We start from the raw sequence: 17,349 nt of genomic DNA on the forward strand, positions 1-17,349 counted from the left end.
CTGAGCGCCCATTCCAGTCATTTCGCTCGTGATGGCCGCCCTGCGCGGCGTCCAAAAAACTCGGCGGGACGGCTTCCGCTAATCAAAGGCCGGCGTGGTCACGACTGACCTCCTGCCGCTCCACCCCTCTCAGCGGGCGATGCCCGGGCTCGACCTGATCGATCGCAAGCAGGGTGCGGCGCTGAACGCGGGGAACCGCCGCTTCGGGTGCGGGGCGGTGGTGCCGGCCGCCGCCGGGTTCGCGCCGGCGCGTAGATGGCTGACCAGGTTCAAGATGCGCTCGCCGCGTCATACGACCCGGGCGGAGAAAATCCCGGTCGTCGCGGCCTGAGGAGGATACCGTCGCGTGGAGCGCAAAGAGTGTCAGCCGTCGAGGACCGTCCGAACCTTCTCGGCGAGCTGGTCGATGCCGTAGGGCTTGGGCAGCAGGTGGGTACCAGGGTCGATCACGCTGTTATGGACCACCGCGTTGCGGGTGTAGCCGGTCGTGTAGAGCACCCGCATGCTGGGCACCTGGGCGAGCGCTAGGTCGGCCAGCTGCCGCCCGGTCATCCCGGGCATAACGATGTCCGTGAACAGCAGGTCGAAGGTCCGTCCCGCCTCGAACATGCGCAGGGCGTCCGCGCCGCCCGGGGCGTGTGAGACGTCGTAGCCGAGCTCCCGCAGGGACTCTACCGAGCAGGCGCGCATGCGTTCGTCGTCCTCCACCACGAGGATGGTCTCGGTGCCGTGCGAGCCGCGTCCGGCCCGGCGCGGGGCTTCGGGCGGCGCCTCCTCCGGGCCGTGGAAGCGCGGGAGGTAGATCTTGAGCGTCGTGCCGTGGCCGGCCTCGGAGTAGATCTTCACGTGGCCGCCTGATTGCCGCACGAACCCGAACACCTGGCTGAGGCCGAGCCCGGTGCCCTTGCCCGGCGCCTTGGTGGTGAAGAACGGGTCGAACGCCTTGGCGACCACGTCGGCGGCCATGCCGGTGCCAGTGTCCGACACCGCCACGAGCACGTACTGCCCGGACGCGATGTCGTGCTCGCGCCCGTAATCGTCATCGACGTGGGCGTTGTTGGTCTCGATGGTAAGCCGGCCGCCGAGCGGCATCGCGTCCCGGGCGTTGACGCAAAGGTTCAGGATCACGTTCTCCAACTGGCTCGGATCGGCGTGGGCCTTCCACAGTCCGGCCGAAAGCACGGTCTCGACCCGAATCTCCTCCCCGAGCGTGCGAACCAGCAGGTCGTGCATCCCGGCCACCATGCGGTTCGCATCGATGGCCTCAGGCGCCAGGGGCTGCTGCCGCGAGAAGGCGAGCAGCCGGTGGGTCAGGGCGGCGGCCCTGCCCGCTCCGTCCAGGGCGGCGTCGACATAGCGCCCGACATCGGTCTCGCCCTTGGCCAGCCGCCGCTCCAACAGGTTCAGGCTGCCGACGATGACCGCGAGCATATTGTTGAAATCGTGTGCGATTCCGCCAGTCAACTGTCCCACCGCCTCCATTTTCTGGGACTGCCGCAGCTGCCCCTCGGCGGCGCGACGCTCGGTCAGGTCGACGGCCTCGACCACCACGAGGGTGGTGGCGCCGTCGGGTCCCGGCACCGGGAGGAGCGCGAGCTCGAAGGTCCGCATCCCGTCCGGCAGCCGTGCCTCGATCTCCTCGCGGACGGTGGAACCGGCGGCCGCAGCCGCCACCGAGGCCCGTAGCCTGTCGGGCAATCCCGGCGTCGCCGCGAACCACGGCCCTTCCCAGAACGGCTTGCCGACGACCTCGTCGAGCCGCCGTTCCACCGCTCTCAGGGCCGTCTCGTTGACGTCGAGGACGGTGCCCTCGGGGCTCAGGAGTCCTTGCAGCTGGTAGATGGTCTGGAAAACGGTGCGCAGGCGGCTCTCGCTCTCGCGCAGTCTCGCGGTCCTGACGGCGAGGTCGGCGACCGAGCGGCGCAGTTCGAGTTGCGCCATGACCTGCCGGCCAAGCATCGCCAGCCCGGAGGCTTGGTCCGGCGTCAGGCCGTCGGGTCGCGGGACGGTGTCGAGCACGCACAGGGTGCCGATGGCCACGCCCTCCGCGGTCGCGAGGGGCGCGCCCGCGTAGAAGCGCAGGCCGCCCGGATCGGTCACGACCGGGGTGGCCCGGGTGCGGGGATCGCTGGCGAGGTCCGGGATGACCGTGAGGCCAGTCTCGGCGATGGCGTGGACACACACCGACCGGGCCAGGTCAGTCTCGCATGCCGCGAAGCCGATACGCGCCTTGAACCACTGGCGGTCCTCGTCGACGAGCGAGACCAACGCCATCGTCGTCCCGCACACCTGGGAGGCGAGCAGGGCGATGTCGTCGAAGGCAGGCTCCGGCGGCGTATCGAGGATCGCGTAGCCGGCAAGAGCCTCCGCGCGGATGCGGTCGTCTGTACCCGGTGGCATGGCGGGAGCGTGTCGATGACGGGTCGAACGGTCAAGCCGAGACCGGGGAAGACCGGCGCGCGACAGATTGAACCGGGACCCAAGCGCCAGGGACAAGTTCCGTATCGGTGCTTTGTGACTATATGGAGCCTGGAAGCGCGCTGGTGAAAGGAGCCCGAGGGTCCGCATCCGGCCCACACCGGGATGCGATCTCCTTGAGCCAGCCGAGCGAACAGGTCCAGCAGCGGGTCGACCTCACGGCATGCGACCGCGAGCCGATCCACGTCGTCGGCAGCGTCCAGCCGCACGGCTTCCTTCTCGTCCTCGACCCGCCGTCCCTGACCGTCGTGCAGGCCAGCGCCAACGCCCCGGCCGAGGCGGTCGTCGGCATGGCCCTCGACGCGGTGTTCCCGCACCTCGCGGCCATCGTCCGTCGCCATCTCGACGATGCCGGCCAGCAAACGGGCGCAGCTTACCTCCGCACCGTGACGCTCACGTCCGACGCCGCGCGCCTGACCTACGAGGTCGCGGCGCACCGCGTCGATGGTCTGGTGGTGCTGGAACTGGAGGAGGTCGACGCCGCGGCAACGGACCTTGGACTCGATGTGCTCACGCCGCGGCTGCGCACCTTCGTCGAGCGGCTGCACGCAGCTCGGGGCGTCGAGGAACTCTGCCAGCTCGTCGCCGAGGATATCCGCGCCGTCACCGGCCTCGACCGGGCGCTGGTCTACCGGTTCGACCGGGACTGGCACGGCACCGTGCTGGCCGAGGATGGCAACGGTGCGCTGCCGAGCTACCTCGACCTGCGCTTCCCGGCCTCGGACATCCCGGCCCAGGCGCGCGAGCTCTACCGCCGCAACCGCATGCGCATCATCCCGGACGCGGGCTACGCGCCCGTGCCGATTCGGCCAGCGGCGACGCCCTCGGGTAAGCCGCTCGACCTCAGCCAGTCCGTCCTGCGCTCCGTCTCGCCGGTCCACGTCGAGTACATGCGCAACATGGGCACGATGGCCTCCATGTCGGTGTCCATCCTGATCGATGGCGCCCTGTGGGGCTTGATCTCCTGCCACAACGCCGAGCCCAAGCGCGTGCCGCTGCACGCCCGCAACGCCTGCGACGTGCTCACCCAGATTTTTGCCCTGCAACTCTCGGCGCGCGAGCGCGGCGCCCAGGCCGAGCAGCGGTTGGCCCTCGGGCAGGTGCAGGCGCGACTCCTCGGGTTCATGGCGGAGGAGGACAGCTTCGTCGACGGCCTCCTCAACCATCCTGACGACGTCATCGCCCTGGTGAACGCCGCCGGCGCGGCCGTCGTGACCGCGGACCGCTGCCGGCTCATGGGCACGACGCCGGACGAGCGAGATGTGCGGGCCATGTACGATTGGCTGTCGGCGCGCGGCGACACCGACGAGGTCTACGGGTCCGAGGCCCTGTCGGAGGCCATCCCCGGGGCGGAAGCCTACGCGGACCGGGCCAGCGGGCTCCTCGCGATTTCTATCTCGAAGAAGTACGCGAGCTACATCCTGTGGTTCAGGCCCGAGGTGGTCCGGACGGTCAAGTGGGGCGGCAATCCGGTCAAGCCGGCGGTGCCGGACCCGCAAGGCGGGCCGGACCGCCTGCACCCGCGCAAGTCCTTCGAGATCTGGAAGGAGACGGTGCAGGGCCGGTCGCTGCCATGGTCCGTCCCGGAGGTCGAGGCGGCCAAGGACCTGCGCGCCTCGGTGCTCGGCATCGTGCTGCGCCGGGCCGAGGAGCTCGCCGCGATGAGCGAGGAGCTCCAGCGCTCGAACAAGGAGCTGGAGGCCTTTTCGTACTCGGTGAGCCACGACTTGCGGGCGCCGTTCCGGCACATCGTCGGTTACTCGAACCTGCTCAAAACCCGCGAGGGTCAGAACCTCTCCGAGAAGGGCCGGCACTACGTCGACACCATCATCGAGGCCGCCCTCTCGGCCGGGACGCTGGTCGACAACCTGCTGACCTTCTCGCAGATGGGCCGGCATGCCCTGAATAAGAACTCGGGCGAGATGAACCCCCTGGTGGACGAGGTGCGCCGCAAGGTCGAGCGCGACGTCGCCCCAGGGCGGGCCGTCCGCTGGGAAGTCGGCGCGCTCGGGCGTGTCTACGCCGACCCGTTCATGCTGCGGCTCGTCATCGAGAACCTGCTCTCGAACGCTGTGAAGTACACCCGCGACCGGCCCGAGGCGGTCATCGAGATCGGGCGCCTGCCGCCGCAGGATGGCGAGGCGGTATTCTTCGTGCGCGACAACGGCGTCGGCTTCGACATGGCCTACGTCGACAAGCTGTTCGGAGTATTCCAGCGCCTGCACCGGGTCGAGGAGTTCGAGGGCACCGGCATCGGGCTCGCCAACGTGCGCCGCATTGTCGAGCGCCACGGCGGCAGGGCCTGGGCCGACGGCAGGCTCGGCGAGGGAGCGACCTTCACCTTCACCCTACCGCTCCGAGAGGAGGCACGCTGACATGGCCGGCCTGAAGCCGATCCTCCTCGTCGAGGACAACCCCAACGACATCGAGCTGACCCTAGCGGCGCTGGAATCGAGCCAGCTCGCGAATCAGATCGTCATCTGCCGCGACGGGGCGGAGGCGCTCGACTTCATCTACCGCCGCGGGCCACACGAGAACCGGCAGGTCCAGGACCCGGCGGTGGTGCTGCTCGACCTCAAGCTGCCCAAGGTCGACGGTCTTGAGGTGCTCGCGAAGGTGAAGGGCGATCCTGTAACCCGCGGCATCCCGGTGGTGATGCTGACCTCCTCCCGCGAGGAAACCGACGTCGTCCGTTCCTACGACCTCGGGGTGAACGCCTTCGTGGTGAAGCCGGTCGCCTTCGACGAGTTCTTCGCCGCCATCAAGGAGCTCGGCGTCTTCTGGGCGCTGCTCAACGAGGCGCCACCGCACAAGGGAGGCTGGCCATCGAACGGGTGATCGGACCCTCCGCCGGTCCGCTGCGAATCCTGCACTTGGAGGACAGCGACCTCGACGCGGAGCTCATCGAGGCCGAGCTGGACAACCTCGGCCACCCGTTCGTGATCGAGCGGGTGATGACGCGCGACGCGTTCGCCGCGACGGCGCTGCCCGGCCGGCACGACCTCATCCTGGCGGACTACGTCCTGCCGACCTTCGACGGCGTCAGCGCCCTCGGCATCGCCCGCGAGCAGTGCCCGGACATCCCGTTCATCTTCTGCTCGGGGACGCTCGGCGAGGAAGTAGCGGTCGAGGCGCTGAAGAACGGCGCCACCGACTACGTCACCAAGCAGCGCCTCGATCGCATGGCCCGCACCGTCGTGCGCGCCTTGACTGAAGCGCGCGGTCGCACCGACAGACGCGCGGCCGAGACCGCCCTTCAAGCCCTCAACGAGACGCTGGAGGCGCGCATCGCCGAGCGGACCCGCGAGCTCGCCGAGGCCAACGCCGAACTGAAGCGCGAGATCGGCGAGCGCGAGCGGGTCGAGGACGCCCTGCGGCTGAACCAGCGGCTTGAGGCGGTCGGGCAATTGACCTCCGGAGTCGCGCACGACTTCAACAACCTGCTCACCGTCATCTCCGGCAACATTGAGTTCCTGGAGCGTGCGGTCTCGGACGACCGCTCGAAGCGCCGGCTCGCGATGATGAAGGGGGCGGCCGACCGCGGCGCCCGCCTCACGGCACAACTTCTCGCCTTCTCGCGCCGCCAGCGGCTGGAGCCGACGCCCGTCGGCCTGAACGACACCGTCGCCTCGATGCGCGACCTTCTGCAGAGCTCCATCGGCGGGGCGGTGCAGATCGAGACCACGTTGCAGGCCGACCTGTGGCCAGCGCTGGTCGACGCGACGCAGATCGAGCTCGTCATCCTGAACCTGGCCATCAACGCCCGCGACGCGATGGCGGTGGGCGGGCGCCTCACAATCGAGACCGCCAACGTCATCGTCACCGGCGCCCCAAGCCGGCCGGAGCAGCCCCAGCCGGGCGAGTACGTCATGGTGGCCGTAAGCGACACAGGGACCGGCATGCGGCCAGAGGTGCTCGCCCGAGTGTTCGAGCCGTTCTTCACGACCAAGGAGGTCGGTAAGGGCTCCGGCCTCGGGCTGGCGCAGGTCTTCGGGTTCGTGAAGCAGTCGGGCGGCGGCATCCGCATCGACACGACGCTCGGCGAGGGCACCTCGATCAAAGTCTACCTGCCCCGGATCGAGGGGGAGCCGGCCGCTACGGCAAAGGCCGCGCCGATCGATTGCACGCGGACGCATCCGCCGGGTGGCCGCCCGACGCTCCTTGTCGTGGACGACGACGCCGAGGTCCGGGAGGTCACCGTGACTAGGCTCTCGGAGGCCGGGCACGAGGTGCGCGAGGCGGCCTCGGGCCTGCAGGCGCTGGCCTCCCTGGAGGCGGACCCGTGCGTCGACCTCGTCGTGCTCGACTTCGCCATGCCGGGCATGAACGGCGCCGAGGCGGCCCTTGAGATTCGCAAGCGCTGGCCAGCGATGCCGGTGCTGTTCGTCACGGGATTCGCCGACACCACGGCCCTGACGCAGGCCGGCGCCCATGGGGCGGATGCGGTCGTCCTCAAGCCGTACCGGGACGGCGAGCTCGAACGCAAGGTCGCCTTCGCCCTCACGGAGCGCCCGGCCCTGGGCCTGCGGCTGGTATCGGACCGCGGCGGCATGCCGTAACCCGACCGAGTGCCCTTGATCCGTCCCGTGCCGAGGTTCGGGACGTTTGACGCGTCGCCCGCACCCTGAATTGTTGTGCCATGTCGCTCACGCCGCCTCGTAGCCCGCTTCCGATTCACCCCTGGGGCCGTGCTTCCGGGCCCTGGCCGCCCAAGTGCACGGCGTGAACACCCGCGGGTGTTCATGACGCCGGCTCAATTTTCCGTCGCCGGCGAGGACCGGCTGGACGAGATGGCCGAACTTCGCTTCGCCCTCGACGCGGGGAGCATCGGCGTCTGGCGCCTCGACCTTGCGAGCGGCGAGATGACCACCTCCGCGGCGTGCCGCAGGACCTTCGACCGCGATCCCGACGAACCGTTCCCCTACGAGGCGCTTCGCGCCGCCGTCCATCCGGATGACCGGGATCGGATGGGCGCCGCCGTCGCGCGCACCATCCAGACCGGATGCGATTACGACATCGAGTACCGGGCGCTGACCCCTTCCGGCGACGTCCGCTGGGTGCATATCCGCGCCCAGTTGACCCGCGCCCCCGATGGCGCGCCGATGCGCATGATCGACGTCGGGACATTCGCGCCCCAAACCCTGTCCGAGCTCGGCTACCGGACCGTCTGGGCCACGAACGCGGAGCAGGCGTTGGCCGAGCTGGAGCGAGATGCCGAACGCTTCGACGTCGTGTTCTCGGACGTGGTGATGCCGGGCATGAACGGCATCGACCTCGCTCACGAGATTCGACGCCGCCATCACGACCTGCCCGTCCTGCTGGCCTCGGGTTACAGTCACGTCCTTGCCCGGAACGGCACGTACGGCTTCGAGCTTCTTCACAAGCCCTACTCGGTCGAGGACCTGTCGCGCCTGCTGCGCAAGGTCGCCAACCTGGCAAAGCCAGAAACGGCTGATGGGACGACGGCTGTCGCCGTGAGCTCGGTTGGCGGCTCCATCGTCCGCGACCTTCTCAGGTCGAGGACGCCGGAACAATGCCGACCTCAGGCCGCCGCCTCGTCGCCGCCCGCCTCCTGCATCGAGGCCAGGGGCGCTTCCAGGCGGCAGGCGAGCCCGGTTTGGGCGTAGGTCAGCCTGACGTCGCCGCCGACCTCGGCCGCGAAGCTGCGCTCGATCAGGCGCGAGCCGAACCCGCGACGCGTCGGTTGCGCCAGGATCGGAGGGCCGCCCTGCTCGGACCAGGTCAGGCAGAAGCGGGGCGCCCCGCCCTCGTGCACGACGTGCCAACGCAGGTCGACCGTGCCGGCCTCGTTCGACAGCGCCCCGTACTTGGCCGCGTTGGTGGCGAGCTCGTGCAGGGCCAGCGCCAGGGCAAGGGCCGGCTTGGCGGCAAGGGGCACGTTCGGGCCGCTGGCGCGGATCCGGGACGCCGCCCCGCCGCGGTGAACCGAGAGCGCGCCCTCCACGACCTCGGCGATGGGCGCCTCCGTCCAACTCGCCTGGGTCAGGATGTCGTGCGCCCGCCCGAGCGAGATCAGGCGGGCGGAGAAAGCCTCGCGCGCGGCTTCTGTGTCGGTGACGTTGCGGAAGGTCTGGGCGGCGATGGCCTGGACCAACGCCAGCGTATTCTTCACCCGGTGCTGCAGCTCGCCCGTCAGTAGCCGCTGGTACTCCTCGGCCCGCTTGCGCTCGCTGATGTCGAACATGGCGCCGATCATCCGCAAGGCCCGGCCGGCCGCGTCACGCAGCACGTAGCCGCGGTCGAGAATGTCGGCGTAGGTGCCGTCCGCGCGCCGGAAGCGGTACTCGTCGCTCCATGCCGTCCCGTCACCGTCGATGATCGCGTGGATCGAGCGGTCGACGCGTTCGCGGTCGTCGGTGTGGATGTGACCGATCCACCAGTCCCCGGTCGGCTCGACCGCGTCGGGCGCATGCCCGTGGGCGGTGTGGAGCGCCTCGTTCCAGCTCACGTGGTTCGTGGCGAGGTCCCAATCCCAGATAGCGTCGTTGGTGGCCCGGGCGGCCAGCCTGTAGCGCTCCTCGGCCTGGCGCAGGGCCTGCTCGGCCCGGCGGCTCGCTGTCACGTCGCGCGTCGTGCCGATGAACCGGACGGTCCGCCCCCCCTCGACGAAGGCCTGCCCCTTGGCCGCCACCCAGCGCTCGACCCTATCCGACAAGCCGATCACCCGGAAGGCGATGTCGTAGGTCCCGGGTCCGGCCGGGTCGATAGCCACCTTCACCGCCGCGTCGACCCAGTCGCGGTCGTCGGGATGGAGGCCGACGAGGAAGGTGTCGTAGCTCACTGCCGCCTCGGGCGGCAGTCCGAACAGGGCAAGGGTTCGGGCGTCCCAGACAAGGCTGTCGGCGACGAGGTCGTAGTCGAAGATGCCGGTCCCGGTCGACTCGACCGCAAGGCGCAGTTGTTCGCGCGCCCGGTGGAGGTCGTCCTCGGCCTGACGGCGGTCGTCCTCGGCCTGACGGCGGTCGTGGATGTCACTGTCGCTGCCGAGCCAGCCGACGACCTTGCCGGTGCCGTCGCGCATCGGCTCCGCCCTAATCAGGAACCAGCGATACTCGCCGTCGTGGCGGCGCAGCCGCGCCTCGGTGTCATAGACGACCTCGTTCGTCCGTGCGTGCTCCCAGGCCTGCAGCAGCCCGGGCAGGTCGTCCGGGTGGATCACGGCGCCCCAGCCGAGCGGCAGCGCTTCCTCCGGGGTCTGGCCCGTATAGGCGTACCAGCGGTCGTTCAGGTAGCTGAGGCTGCCATCCGGGTTCCCGAACCAGATGATGGCCGGGGCGAGCTCGGTGAGGGTCTTGAAGCGCTCCTCGGCGACCTTGCGCTCGTGGATGTCGATGGAGGTGCCGATCCAACTCGCCGGCCCGCCGGCCGCGTGCGGCACCGGGTGCGCCCGCGACAGGAACCAGCGGTACTGCCCGTCGGCCCGGCGCAGGAGGAACTCGACCTCGTAGGGGCGCCCCGACCCGGCGGCGGCGAGCCACGCCGCGCGGGTCGCCTCCCGGTGGTCGGGATGGATCACCCCCATCCAACTCGCCTCGCCAGTCTCGCCCTGGAGCAAGCCCGTGTAGTCATACCAGTACGCGTTGCAGTAGGTGACCTCGCCTGCGGCATTCCCGAACCAGACCACCTGCGGGCTGACCTCGACGAGGGACCGGTAGCGCATCTCGCTGGCATGGAGGGCGGCGCCGGCCTCGCGCTGGTCGGTCCGGTCGCGCAGGATCTTGAGGAAGCCGACAGTCTCGCCACCGTCGGTCCGGAGCGGCATCATCTCGCCCGACGCCCAGAACCGGGTTCCATCCTTGCGTAGGTGCCAGCGCTCGTCGACGGCGCTGCCGTCCTCCAGGGCGAGGCGCATCTCGGTCCCGGGCCTGTCGACGTCGCGGTCCTCCGGCGTGAAGAACGCGTCGACCGGGCGCCCGAGCATCTCGGCCTCGGTCCAGCCCAGGATGCGCTCCGCGCCGGCATTCCATCGTGTGATCCGCCCCTCGGGGTCGGTGGCGACGAAGGCGTAGTCGGTGGCGCTGTCGAGGATGCGCTCGTGCAGCATGCGCTGCTCGGCCTGCTCCCGGAGCGAGCGGCGAAGCTCCATCTGCGCCATGGCCTGGCGGGCGAGGCGCATCAGGCCCTTGCGCTGCCGCTCGGCAAGCGCGTGCGGCTTGGTGTCGAGAACGCAGACCGTGCCGACCGGGTGCCCCTCCGCCGTCCTCAGCAGGGCGCCGGCGTAGAAGCGCAGGCCGGGCTCGCCGTGGACCAGGGGATTGCCCGCGAAGCGCGGGTCGCGGGCCGCGTCGGGCACGTATAGGAAATCGTCGTGCAGGAGCGCCTGCCGACAGAACGAGCTCTCCAGCGGCGTCTCACGGACGCCGAGCCCAACCTCGGCCTTGAAGAACTGGCGCCCGTCACCGACCAGATTGACCACGGCGATGGGCGTCTCGCACAGTTCCGCCGCGGCTTCCGCGATCTCGTCGAAGTCTTGCTCCCGCGGGGTGTCGAGTAGGCGATAGCGGTCCAGCGCCCGGAGGCGCGCCGCTTCCGTCCCGTCTTGGCGACTAGGGTCCATCACACGGGCACGCTGCGGGAATCGGCATAGGTTCGCACGGGTCGAGGTCCTTCCGGAGCGCCGTGCCGTCGAGCCTGTCCTCCGGTCGAGCATGGGGCATCCCGTCGGAATGTCCAAGCGTTTCGACGGCATCGCGCGAACGGCGACGCACGGCGGCTCGCAAGTGTCGGTGGCGACCGCACGGAGACTACCGGCGCCCCAGCGGGAGGCGAACGGCTATCCGCAAGCCGTCGGCGTCGTAGGCGATGTCGACCTCGGCCGCGACCTGCGCCGTCAGGATCTTGTTGAGGAGCCGCGTCCCGAAACCCTCTCGCGTCGGCAGCGTCGGGGGTGGACCGTCGTGCTCGTTCCAGATCCACGCGAGCCACGGCCCCTCTGGGGTATCCTCCACCTTCCAGGTGACCACGACCCTTCCTCCGGGATGGGCCAGCGCGCCGTGGCGCAGCGCGTTGGTCGTCAGCTCGTGCAGGGCCATGCTCACGGGCACGGCGATCTCGGAGGGCAACTTGAGCCGCGCTCCTTCGAGGGTGATCCGGCCACCCTCGTCGTAGGGGTCCAGTTCGGCACGGAGCAGACCCTCGAACGAGGCGACCTGCGCCTCGTCCTCGGTGATCAGCGCGTGTGTCCGGGCCAGCGACACGATGCGGCCGCCGAACGCGCGCGAGAATTCCGCCATGGTAACCGATGAGCGCATCGTCGCGTTCAGGACGGCCTGGACGGTCGCCAGGGTGTTCTTCACTCGGTGGTGGAGTTCGCGCACCATCAGCGCCTGGCGGTCCTCGAAGGCACGGCGCCCGGTGACGTCGCGCTGCGCCGAGACCCAGTGCGTGATGCGGCTGTCCCCGTCGCGAACCGGCGTGACCAGCCACTCGACCGTGTAGGTCGAGCCGTCCTTGCGGTAGTTCAGCGCCTCGCCCTGGAACGCCTCGCCCACCGCCAGCGCCGTGCGCATCGGGGCCAGAGCGGCGCGGTCCGTGGCCTCTCCCTGCAGGAACCGAGGGCTGCGGCCGACGACTTCCGACGCATCGTATCCCGACAGCCTCGTGAAAGCCGGGTTGGCGTAGACGATGACCGGCCCGGGTTCGTCGAGTTCGGCGGTGGTGATAAGGATGGCCTCGCCGGTGGCATCGACCGCCGCGCGGAGCAGCCTGAGGTCGATGCCGACCGACCCGTCATCTTTCGCGAGCGACACTCGATACGGCTCCTGGACGCGTGCTCGTCCCGGGATGCCCGCGCCGCGCGACCGGGCCTTCGGGTATCCGTCGGGGATACAATCGGTCGAACGCCCCGCGGTTCGCGTGCCCGGCCCTCCACGGTGACGCGCCCGATCCGTCACGCCTGATTATACGTCTTAGCGTGACGGCGATGTCCGCTTCCAAACCTTGCCGCTCCTCAGCGGACAGACGCCAAACGACCCGATAAGACCGTGGGTTCTTACCCTCATCATCCCCGGTAGTGGGCCTCGCGGGGAACCGCCAAGGGTGGTTTTACGACGGTCCGCTCCTGGGCGAGGGTTGGCAGAAGCAGGCGCTGTATCAGGTCGGATATAACAGCCTGTCGGATCTTGCGCGTTCGGTTCAGAGATGGTTGTCGGCGGCACGGCGTCTTTGCCTTGGGCAGGCGCGGCGATCCGATCGAGAAATGGCGTCGCAGCCTTGTTGGCGGCTCGCTCGATAGCGCGGTGTTGGGCAATGAGATCTGCGCCAAAGGACGACAGGCGCGCACCTCCGCCGGCCTTGCCGATGATCTGCGCCTCTACCACAGGTCGCCTGAAGCCACCGTTCATCGACTCTATCAACAGCTCCTCCCGACGATACGACATCCCGAGTGCCCATCCCGCCGCGGAAATTGAGCCATGCTCGGCGATCATCTTCAGAAGCTGCAGCTTGCCCGGACCTATGCGATAACTGGGTCCGAGATCGATCCGGATACTCAGAATTGCCACCCAGCCCTCGCCTCTGCTCCACTAGTTCATCGATCCAGACGGAGGCGTCAGCCGAGTCTGGAAAAATTGATGCAAAACCAAAGAACTCGTGCTCACTCGCATGAACGAAGTGAATGCGTCAGAGCACTAGTGTGGGCTGCCGCACGGTACAGGATGCATCCGCATGGGTCGACGATCCGCCGGGTTTGGCAATGTCGGCCATGGTGACGCCTGCGTCAGGACCGCCCGGCGAGGAACACAGGATGACGGCTTAGGTTCGCTAAGGACATATCCCACCCAAGAAGGCATCGACCCTTGCAGTCATCGTCATCCGGTCTCCGTTTTCTCGTTGCGGAGAGCGAGCCACCGGATGCCCGTCGGAAGCGGCGCGAGAGCGTTGGGCGCTCGTCCGGTGAGACCTACCTGGAGATCCTCGAAAGCCTGGCCCCCGGTTCCGCTTGCGACAGGGTCAAGCCAGCCGACGCGGATGGCGCGCTGCCAGCGGGCGCGTCGCTGGGCGACTACGATGCCGTCTTCTTGAGCGGTTCGCCGCTGTCTCTGTACGAGGAGACCCCCGAGGTCCGGCGGGCGCTCGCCTTCATGGGTGCTGTCTTCGCTTCCGGCACGCCCTCTTTCGGGTCGTGCGCCGGCCTGCAACTCGCCACAGTCGCGGCGGGCGGCACGGTCCGGCAGAACCGCAATGGCCCGGAGGCCGGCTTCGCCCGGCGCATTGTTCCGACCGAGGCGGGGCGCGGCCATCCTCTGCTGAGGGGGCGCCCCGCCTCGTACGACGCGCCGAGCATCCACACCGATGAGGTCGAGACCCTGCCGGAGGGGTCGACTCTGCTCGCGCTCAACCGATCCACCGTTGTCCAGGCCGCGGAGATCCGGCATGACGGCGGCACGTTCTGGGGCGTGCAGTACCATCCGGAGATCGGGCTCGACGAGGTGACGGGCGCCCTGCGGCGGCAGGCGGACGACTTGGTCGAGGCGGGCTTGGCGCTGTCGCGTCGCGAGGTCGAGGACCAAGCCGACGTCGTCGAGGCGTTACACCGGCAGCCCAAGCGGCGGGACCTCGCTTGGCGTCTCGGCTTGGACGACCAGGTCACTGATGAGGCTAACCGTCAGGCCGAGATCCGCAATTTCCTCGGCATGCTGGCCCGTAAGCTCAATCCTGGGCCAGACTAGGCGAACGTCGACTCCCGTCACCATGCGATGGGCATGGCCGTCCCCAATGCCTTAGGCCCTCAACGGCCCAGGCTGTCTCTCGTCGGGCAGGGTCTTGCGGACGTGATGCCGGACGATCTCGGCGCTGAACGGCTTGCCGATGAACGTCGACCCCTCAGGAAGATCCCCGGGTCCGGGCTTGGCGTGTCCGGAGGCGACCACGACCGCGATATGCGGCCAGCTCTCCGCTGTCCGGCGCGCCAACTCGAAGCCATCCGCGTCCCCCGGCATGTGGACGTCCGTGAAGAGCAACTGGACCGTCTCGTGATGCTCGGCGAGCACCCGGAGGGCCTGAGCGACGTTCGTCGCCTCCAGCACCTGGAAACCTGCATCCTCCAGGATGCTGGTCGCGTCCATCAGGATCAGGAAGTCGTCGTCGACGACGAGGGCGTGGGGCGCATCGCCCCGGGCATCTTGGGTCACGGGGCAGGAATGGACCGCACGCCGGAAGGTTGCTCCCGCCGGATACGATATTCCCTTTCGGCTAATTTGCCGCCGGCGCACGCGTCATCTCGACTGACCCGGCAACTCCGTCGGGATGCCTACGTTGGAATCGATGGCTCAGCATCCCCCGCTCCGGTTCGACCCCGCCTTCGAGGTCATCCCAGAGGACGAGGGCGAGACGCAACGGGCCCTGACCGAGGCCATGCTAGCCATCCAGCGGAAGACCCACGCGGACACCGGCTACGCCCATCGCGCGGTCCATGCAAAGGCGCATGGCTACCTCCGCGCAAGGTTCGAGGTGCTCGCCGACCTGCCCCCGGAGCTCGCTCAGGGCCTGTTCGCCTCGTCGGCAAGCTATGACGCCATCCTTCGGTTCAGCACCACGCCCGGCGACGTGCTCCATGACGGCGTCTCCACGCCACGCGGCGCCGCACTGAAGGTCCTGAACGTACCAGGGCCACGCCTTTCCGGCAGCGAGAGTGAGACGACCCAGAACTACGTTCTAGGCAACTCGCCGTCGTTCCAGATCGGTACCGCAAAGGGCTTCCTCCGGCAGCTGAAGCCCCTGGCCGCCAGCACGGGCCGTGCGGAACCGCTCAAGAAGGTCCTCTCCGGGGTGACGCGTACCGCCGAGGCGGCCCTCGAAATGGTCGGAGGCAAATCGGCGACGCTGACCACCCTGGCCGGTCAGGCGAAGACCCATCTCCTCGGCGACAGCTTCTTCTCCCAGGCGGCGCTGCTCCACGGCGACTACTTCGCCAAGGTCGCCCTTTCCCCTGTGTCGTCGGACCTCGTCACGCTTTCGGGGAGCCCCATCGACACGTCGGGTCACCCCGACGCGATCCGCGAGACCGTGCAAGACTACTTCCGGACGTGCTCGGCCGCCTGGGAGCTTCGGGCTCAATTGGCAACAGACATCGATGCGATGCCGGTGGAGGACGCGGCCGCGATGTGGCCCGAGGACGAAAGCCCCTACCTGCCCGTCGCCCGAATCACGGCCCTCCCGCAGGACACTTGGTCGGGCGACATGCGTGAGTGGGTCGAGGACAGGATGGCCTTCAATCCGTGGATGGGCCTGGCCGCGCATCGGCCGCTTGGCTCGATCATGCGTGCACGCCGGCCTGCCTACGCCGCCGCGCGCGCCTACCGGTCCCAGTGCAACGGGGCCGAGATCTCCGAACCCACCGGGATGCCGATGACCTAGTGCATCGATCCAGACGGAGGCGTCAGCCGAGTCTGGAAAAATTGATGCAAACCCAAAGATCTAGTGCTCACTCGCATGAACGAAGTGAATGCGTCAGAGCACTAGGGACTGGTGGGACGGTTCTCCGCCTCGCCTCAGGCTGCGAAGGTCCCGAATCGCAGCCTATGGCAGCGCGCTCGTTGGGACCGACTCCCTCGCGTCCGCCACGCTCTGGAGGGAACACACAGGTTTTCCGCCAGAGGTCGTCGGCAGATCACGGGTTCGAGCGTTGCCCGAGTCCGGGGCGGCGCTGGGGCCGCACCGGCGATGACCGAGGCAGGCGGCTGTCGACCGATACAAACCAGGGTGTCGAATGGGGAGGATAGCCGGGGTGCTGAGGATCGGGAGCTTGTCATCGAACGGCGATGTACGAGCGGCTGCGCGAGACGCGATGACGATGGCACTCGCCACGTTCAAGCCAGGTAGGCCCGTCCTGGTCGTCAGCCACTTCGACGCGGACGGTCTGACTGCCGCCGCCATCCTGATCCGCGCCCTCCGGCAGGCTGGAAGGGACGCGGTGTCCGTCGTCGTCGGCAAAGGGGAGTCGCCGTGGGATCCTGAGGTTGCCGATCGGCTTGCGGAAGACAACCCCGGCGGCCTGATCGTCGCCGACCTCGGCACCCGAGCCGATCCCGTTCTACCGGGCTGCCCGACGCTCGTCATAGACCATCACGTCCCAACCGGCGAACCGAGGGATGCCGTCACGATCAGCGGAAACGGCCTCGATCCCGAGCCGACCACCGCCTTGCTTGCCTGGTGGGCCGCCGGCGCCATCGGAGATCAGGCCGACCTCCTATGGCTGGCGGCCGTGGGCTTGATCGGTGACATGGCGGAGGGCCTCGACTTCCCCGAGATCGCCGAGGCCCAGGCTCGCTGGGGCAAGACGGCTCTTCGCGATGCCACGTCGCTCGTCAACGCCCCGAGGCGGACGGCTGCAGCCGATGCCAGCCCCGCGCTTCGCCTCCTGCTTGCGTCCGACGGCCCGAAGCGCATCACCAAGGGCGACGACGACGATGCGCGAGCCTTGCATGCGGCCAAGACCGAGGTTCGGATGGCCATGGACACGGCCAAACGCGTGCCGCCTAAAATCGGCGGCCACGTCGCGCTGATTTCGCTCGACTCCCCATGCCAGATCCACCCCCTGATCGCCCAGCAGTGGCGGGGGCGCCTGAAGGACAAGATCGTGATCGCCGCCAACGCCGGCTACCGCCCGGGGTGGGTGCACTTCGCGGCAAGGTCGGCCAGTGGGCTGGATCTGATCGCCTTCCTCGCCCAGCATCGTCCGGCCAACGCCGACGGTCGCTACGGCAACGGCCACGCACAGGCGACCGGCGGGGCGCTGCGCAACGCCGACTGGAACTACTTCATTCGGGGAATTGGGTTTCCCCAGGCACAGGTGCAGGCATGACCGGCAATGATCGTCCCTTGAGGCTGGGCTTTCCCGTCAAGGTGATG

At 68.8% G+C, this 17,349-nt stretch carries 11 protein-coding genes and 2 pseudogenes; 9 read left to right on the forward strand and 4 right to left on the reverse strand.

Annotation, left to right across the window (positions count from 1 at the left end; all coding sequences use genetic code 11):
- Positions 1-94: 94 nt before the first annotated feature.
- Positions 95-331 carry a DUF4113 domain-containing protein gene (locus tag OXS49_RS14770; RefSeq protein WP_267425203.1) on the forward strand — a complete coding sequence of 79 codons (237 nt, stop codon included), beginning with the start codon at positions 95-97 and terminating at the stop codon, positions 329-331.
- Between the two features lie 32 nt (positions 332-363).
- Here OXS49_RS14770 and OXS49_RS14775 read toward each other — a convergent pair whose 3' ends face one another.
- Positions 364-2,568, reverse strand: coding sequence for an ATP-binding protein (locus tag OXS49_RS14775; RefSeq protein WP_313901782.1), 2,205 nt, complete (start codon positions 2,566-2,568; stop codon positions 364-366).
- A gap of 26 nt (positions 2,569-2,594) precedes the next feature.
- Here OXS49_RS14775 and OXS49_RS14780 point away from each other — a divergent pair, with 26 nt between their 5' ends.
- The 5 genes and pseudogenes from OXS49_RS14780 to OXS49_RS14800 form a co-directional block, all read left to right on the forward strand.
- Positions 2,595-4,853 (forward strand): ATP-binding protein, encoded by a 2,259-nt coding sequence (locus OXS49_RS14780; protein WP_267425204.1) that lies wholly within the window; start codon positions 2,595-2,597, stop codon positions 4,851-4,853.
- Position 4,854: 1 nt separating this feature from the next.
- A complete protein-coding gene (locus OXS49_RS14785; RefSeq protein ID WP_244004711.1) occupies positions 4,855-5,316 on the forward strand; it encodes a response regulator in 462 nt (153 codons plus the stop codon).
- On the forward strand, positions 5,313-7,037 hold the full coding sequence (locus OXS49_RS14790; protein ID WP_267425206.1) for a response regulator: 1,725 nt from the start codon (positions 5,313-5,315) through the stop codon (positions 7,035-7,037). The genes OXS49_RS14785 and OXS49_RS14790 overlap by 4 nt, the downstream gene beginning before the upstream one ends.
- A 303-nt stretch (positions 7,038-7,340) precedes the next feature.
- Positions 7,341-7,580: pseudogene (locus OXS49_RS14795) on the forward strand (PAS domain-containing protein); the annotation flags it as partial.
- A 9-nt stretch (positions 7,581-7,589) separates the two neighbouring features.
- Positions 7,590-7,901, forward strand: a pseudogene (locus OXS49_RS14800) (response regulator); the annotation flags it as partial.
- A 119-nt stretch (positions 7,902-8,020) separates the two neighbouring features.
- Here the strand turns inward: OXS49_RS14800 and OXS49_RS14805 are convergent.
- Positions 8,021-11,056 (reverse strand): PAS domain S-box protein, encoded by a 3,036-nt coding sequence (locus OXS49_RS14805; RefSeq protein ID WP_267425208.1) that lies wholly within the window; start codon positions 11,054-11,056, stop codon positions 8,021-8,023.
- Positions 11,057-11,243: 187 nt separating this feature from the next.
- A complete protein-coding gene (locus tag OXS49_RS14810) occupies positions 11,244-12,248 on the reverse strand; it encodes an HWE histidine kinase domain-containing protein (protein ID WP_267425210.1) in 1,005 nt (334 codons plus the stop codon).
- 1,047 nt (positions 12,249-13,295) lie between these two features.
- Here OXS49_RS14810 and OXS49_RS14820 point away from each other — a divergent pair.
- The gene (locus OXS49_RS14820; RefSeq protein WP_267425212.1) at positions 13,296-14,168 is read left to right on the forward strand and encodes a type 1 glutamine amidotransferase; all 873 of its coding nucleotides are present in this window, start codon (positions 13,296-13,298) and stop codon (positions 14,166-14,168) included.
- 51 nt (positions 14,169-14,219) lie between these two features.
- On the opposite strand, the gene OXS49_RS14825 is transcribed toward OXS49_RS14820, so the two are convergent.
- The gene (locus tag OXS49_RS14825) at positions 14,220-14,630 is read right to left on the reverse strand and encodes a response regulator (RefSeq protein ID WP_267425213.1); all 411 of its coding nucleotides are present in this window, start codon (positions 14,628-14,630) and stop codon (positions 14,220-14,222) included.
- 133 nt (positions 14,631-14,763) lie between these two features.
- Here OXS49_RS14825 and OXS49_RS14830 point away from each other — a divergent pair, with 133 nt between their 5' ends.
- The gene (locus OXS49_RS14830; RefSeq protein WP_267425215.1) at positions 14,764-15,855 is read left to right on the forward strand and encodes a catalase family protein; all 1,092 of its coding nucleotides are present in this window, start codon (positions 14,764-14,766) and stop codon (positions 15,853-15,855) included.
- A gap of 430 nt (positions 15,856-16,285) precedes the next feature.
- Positions 16,286-17,302, forward strand: a complete 1,017-nt coding sequence (locus OXS49_RS14835; protein WP_267425217.1) for a phosphoesterase — start codon at positions 16,286-16,288, stop codon at positions 17,300-17,302.
- Positions 17,303-17,349 lie beyond the last annotated feature (47 nt).

Origin of the sequence: Methylobacterium sp. GC_Met_2, from assembly GCF_026540795.1 — a bacterium.
Classification (GTDB): domain Bacteria; phylum Pseudomonadota; class Alphaproteobacteria; order Rhizobiales; family Beijerinckiaceae; genus Methylobacterium.

Excerpts from the sequence above, each read along its gene's own strand:
- OXS49_RS14775 (WP_313901782.1), bottom strand. The coding sequence starts at position 2,568 with ATGCGGACCCTCGGGCTCCTTTCACCAGCGCGCTTCCAGGCTCCATAT.
- OXS49_RS14785 (WP_244004711.1), top strand. The coding sequence starts at position 4,855 with ATGGCCGGCCTGAAGCCGATCCTCCTCGTCGAGGACAACCCCAACGAC.
- OXS49_RS14805 (WP_267425208.1), bottom strand. The coding sequence starts at position 11,056 with ATGGACCCTAGTCGCCAAGACGGGACGGAAGCGGCGCGCCTCCGGGCG.
- OXS49_RS14830 (WP_267425215.1), top strand. The coding sequence starts at position 14,764 with ATGGCTCAGCATCCCCCGCTCCGGTTCGACCCCGCCTTCGAGGTCATC.
- OXS49_RS14835 (WP_267425217.1), top strand. The coding sequence starts at position 16,286 with ATGACGATGGCACTCGCCACGTTCAAGCCAGGTAGGCCCGTCCTGGTC.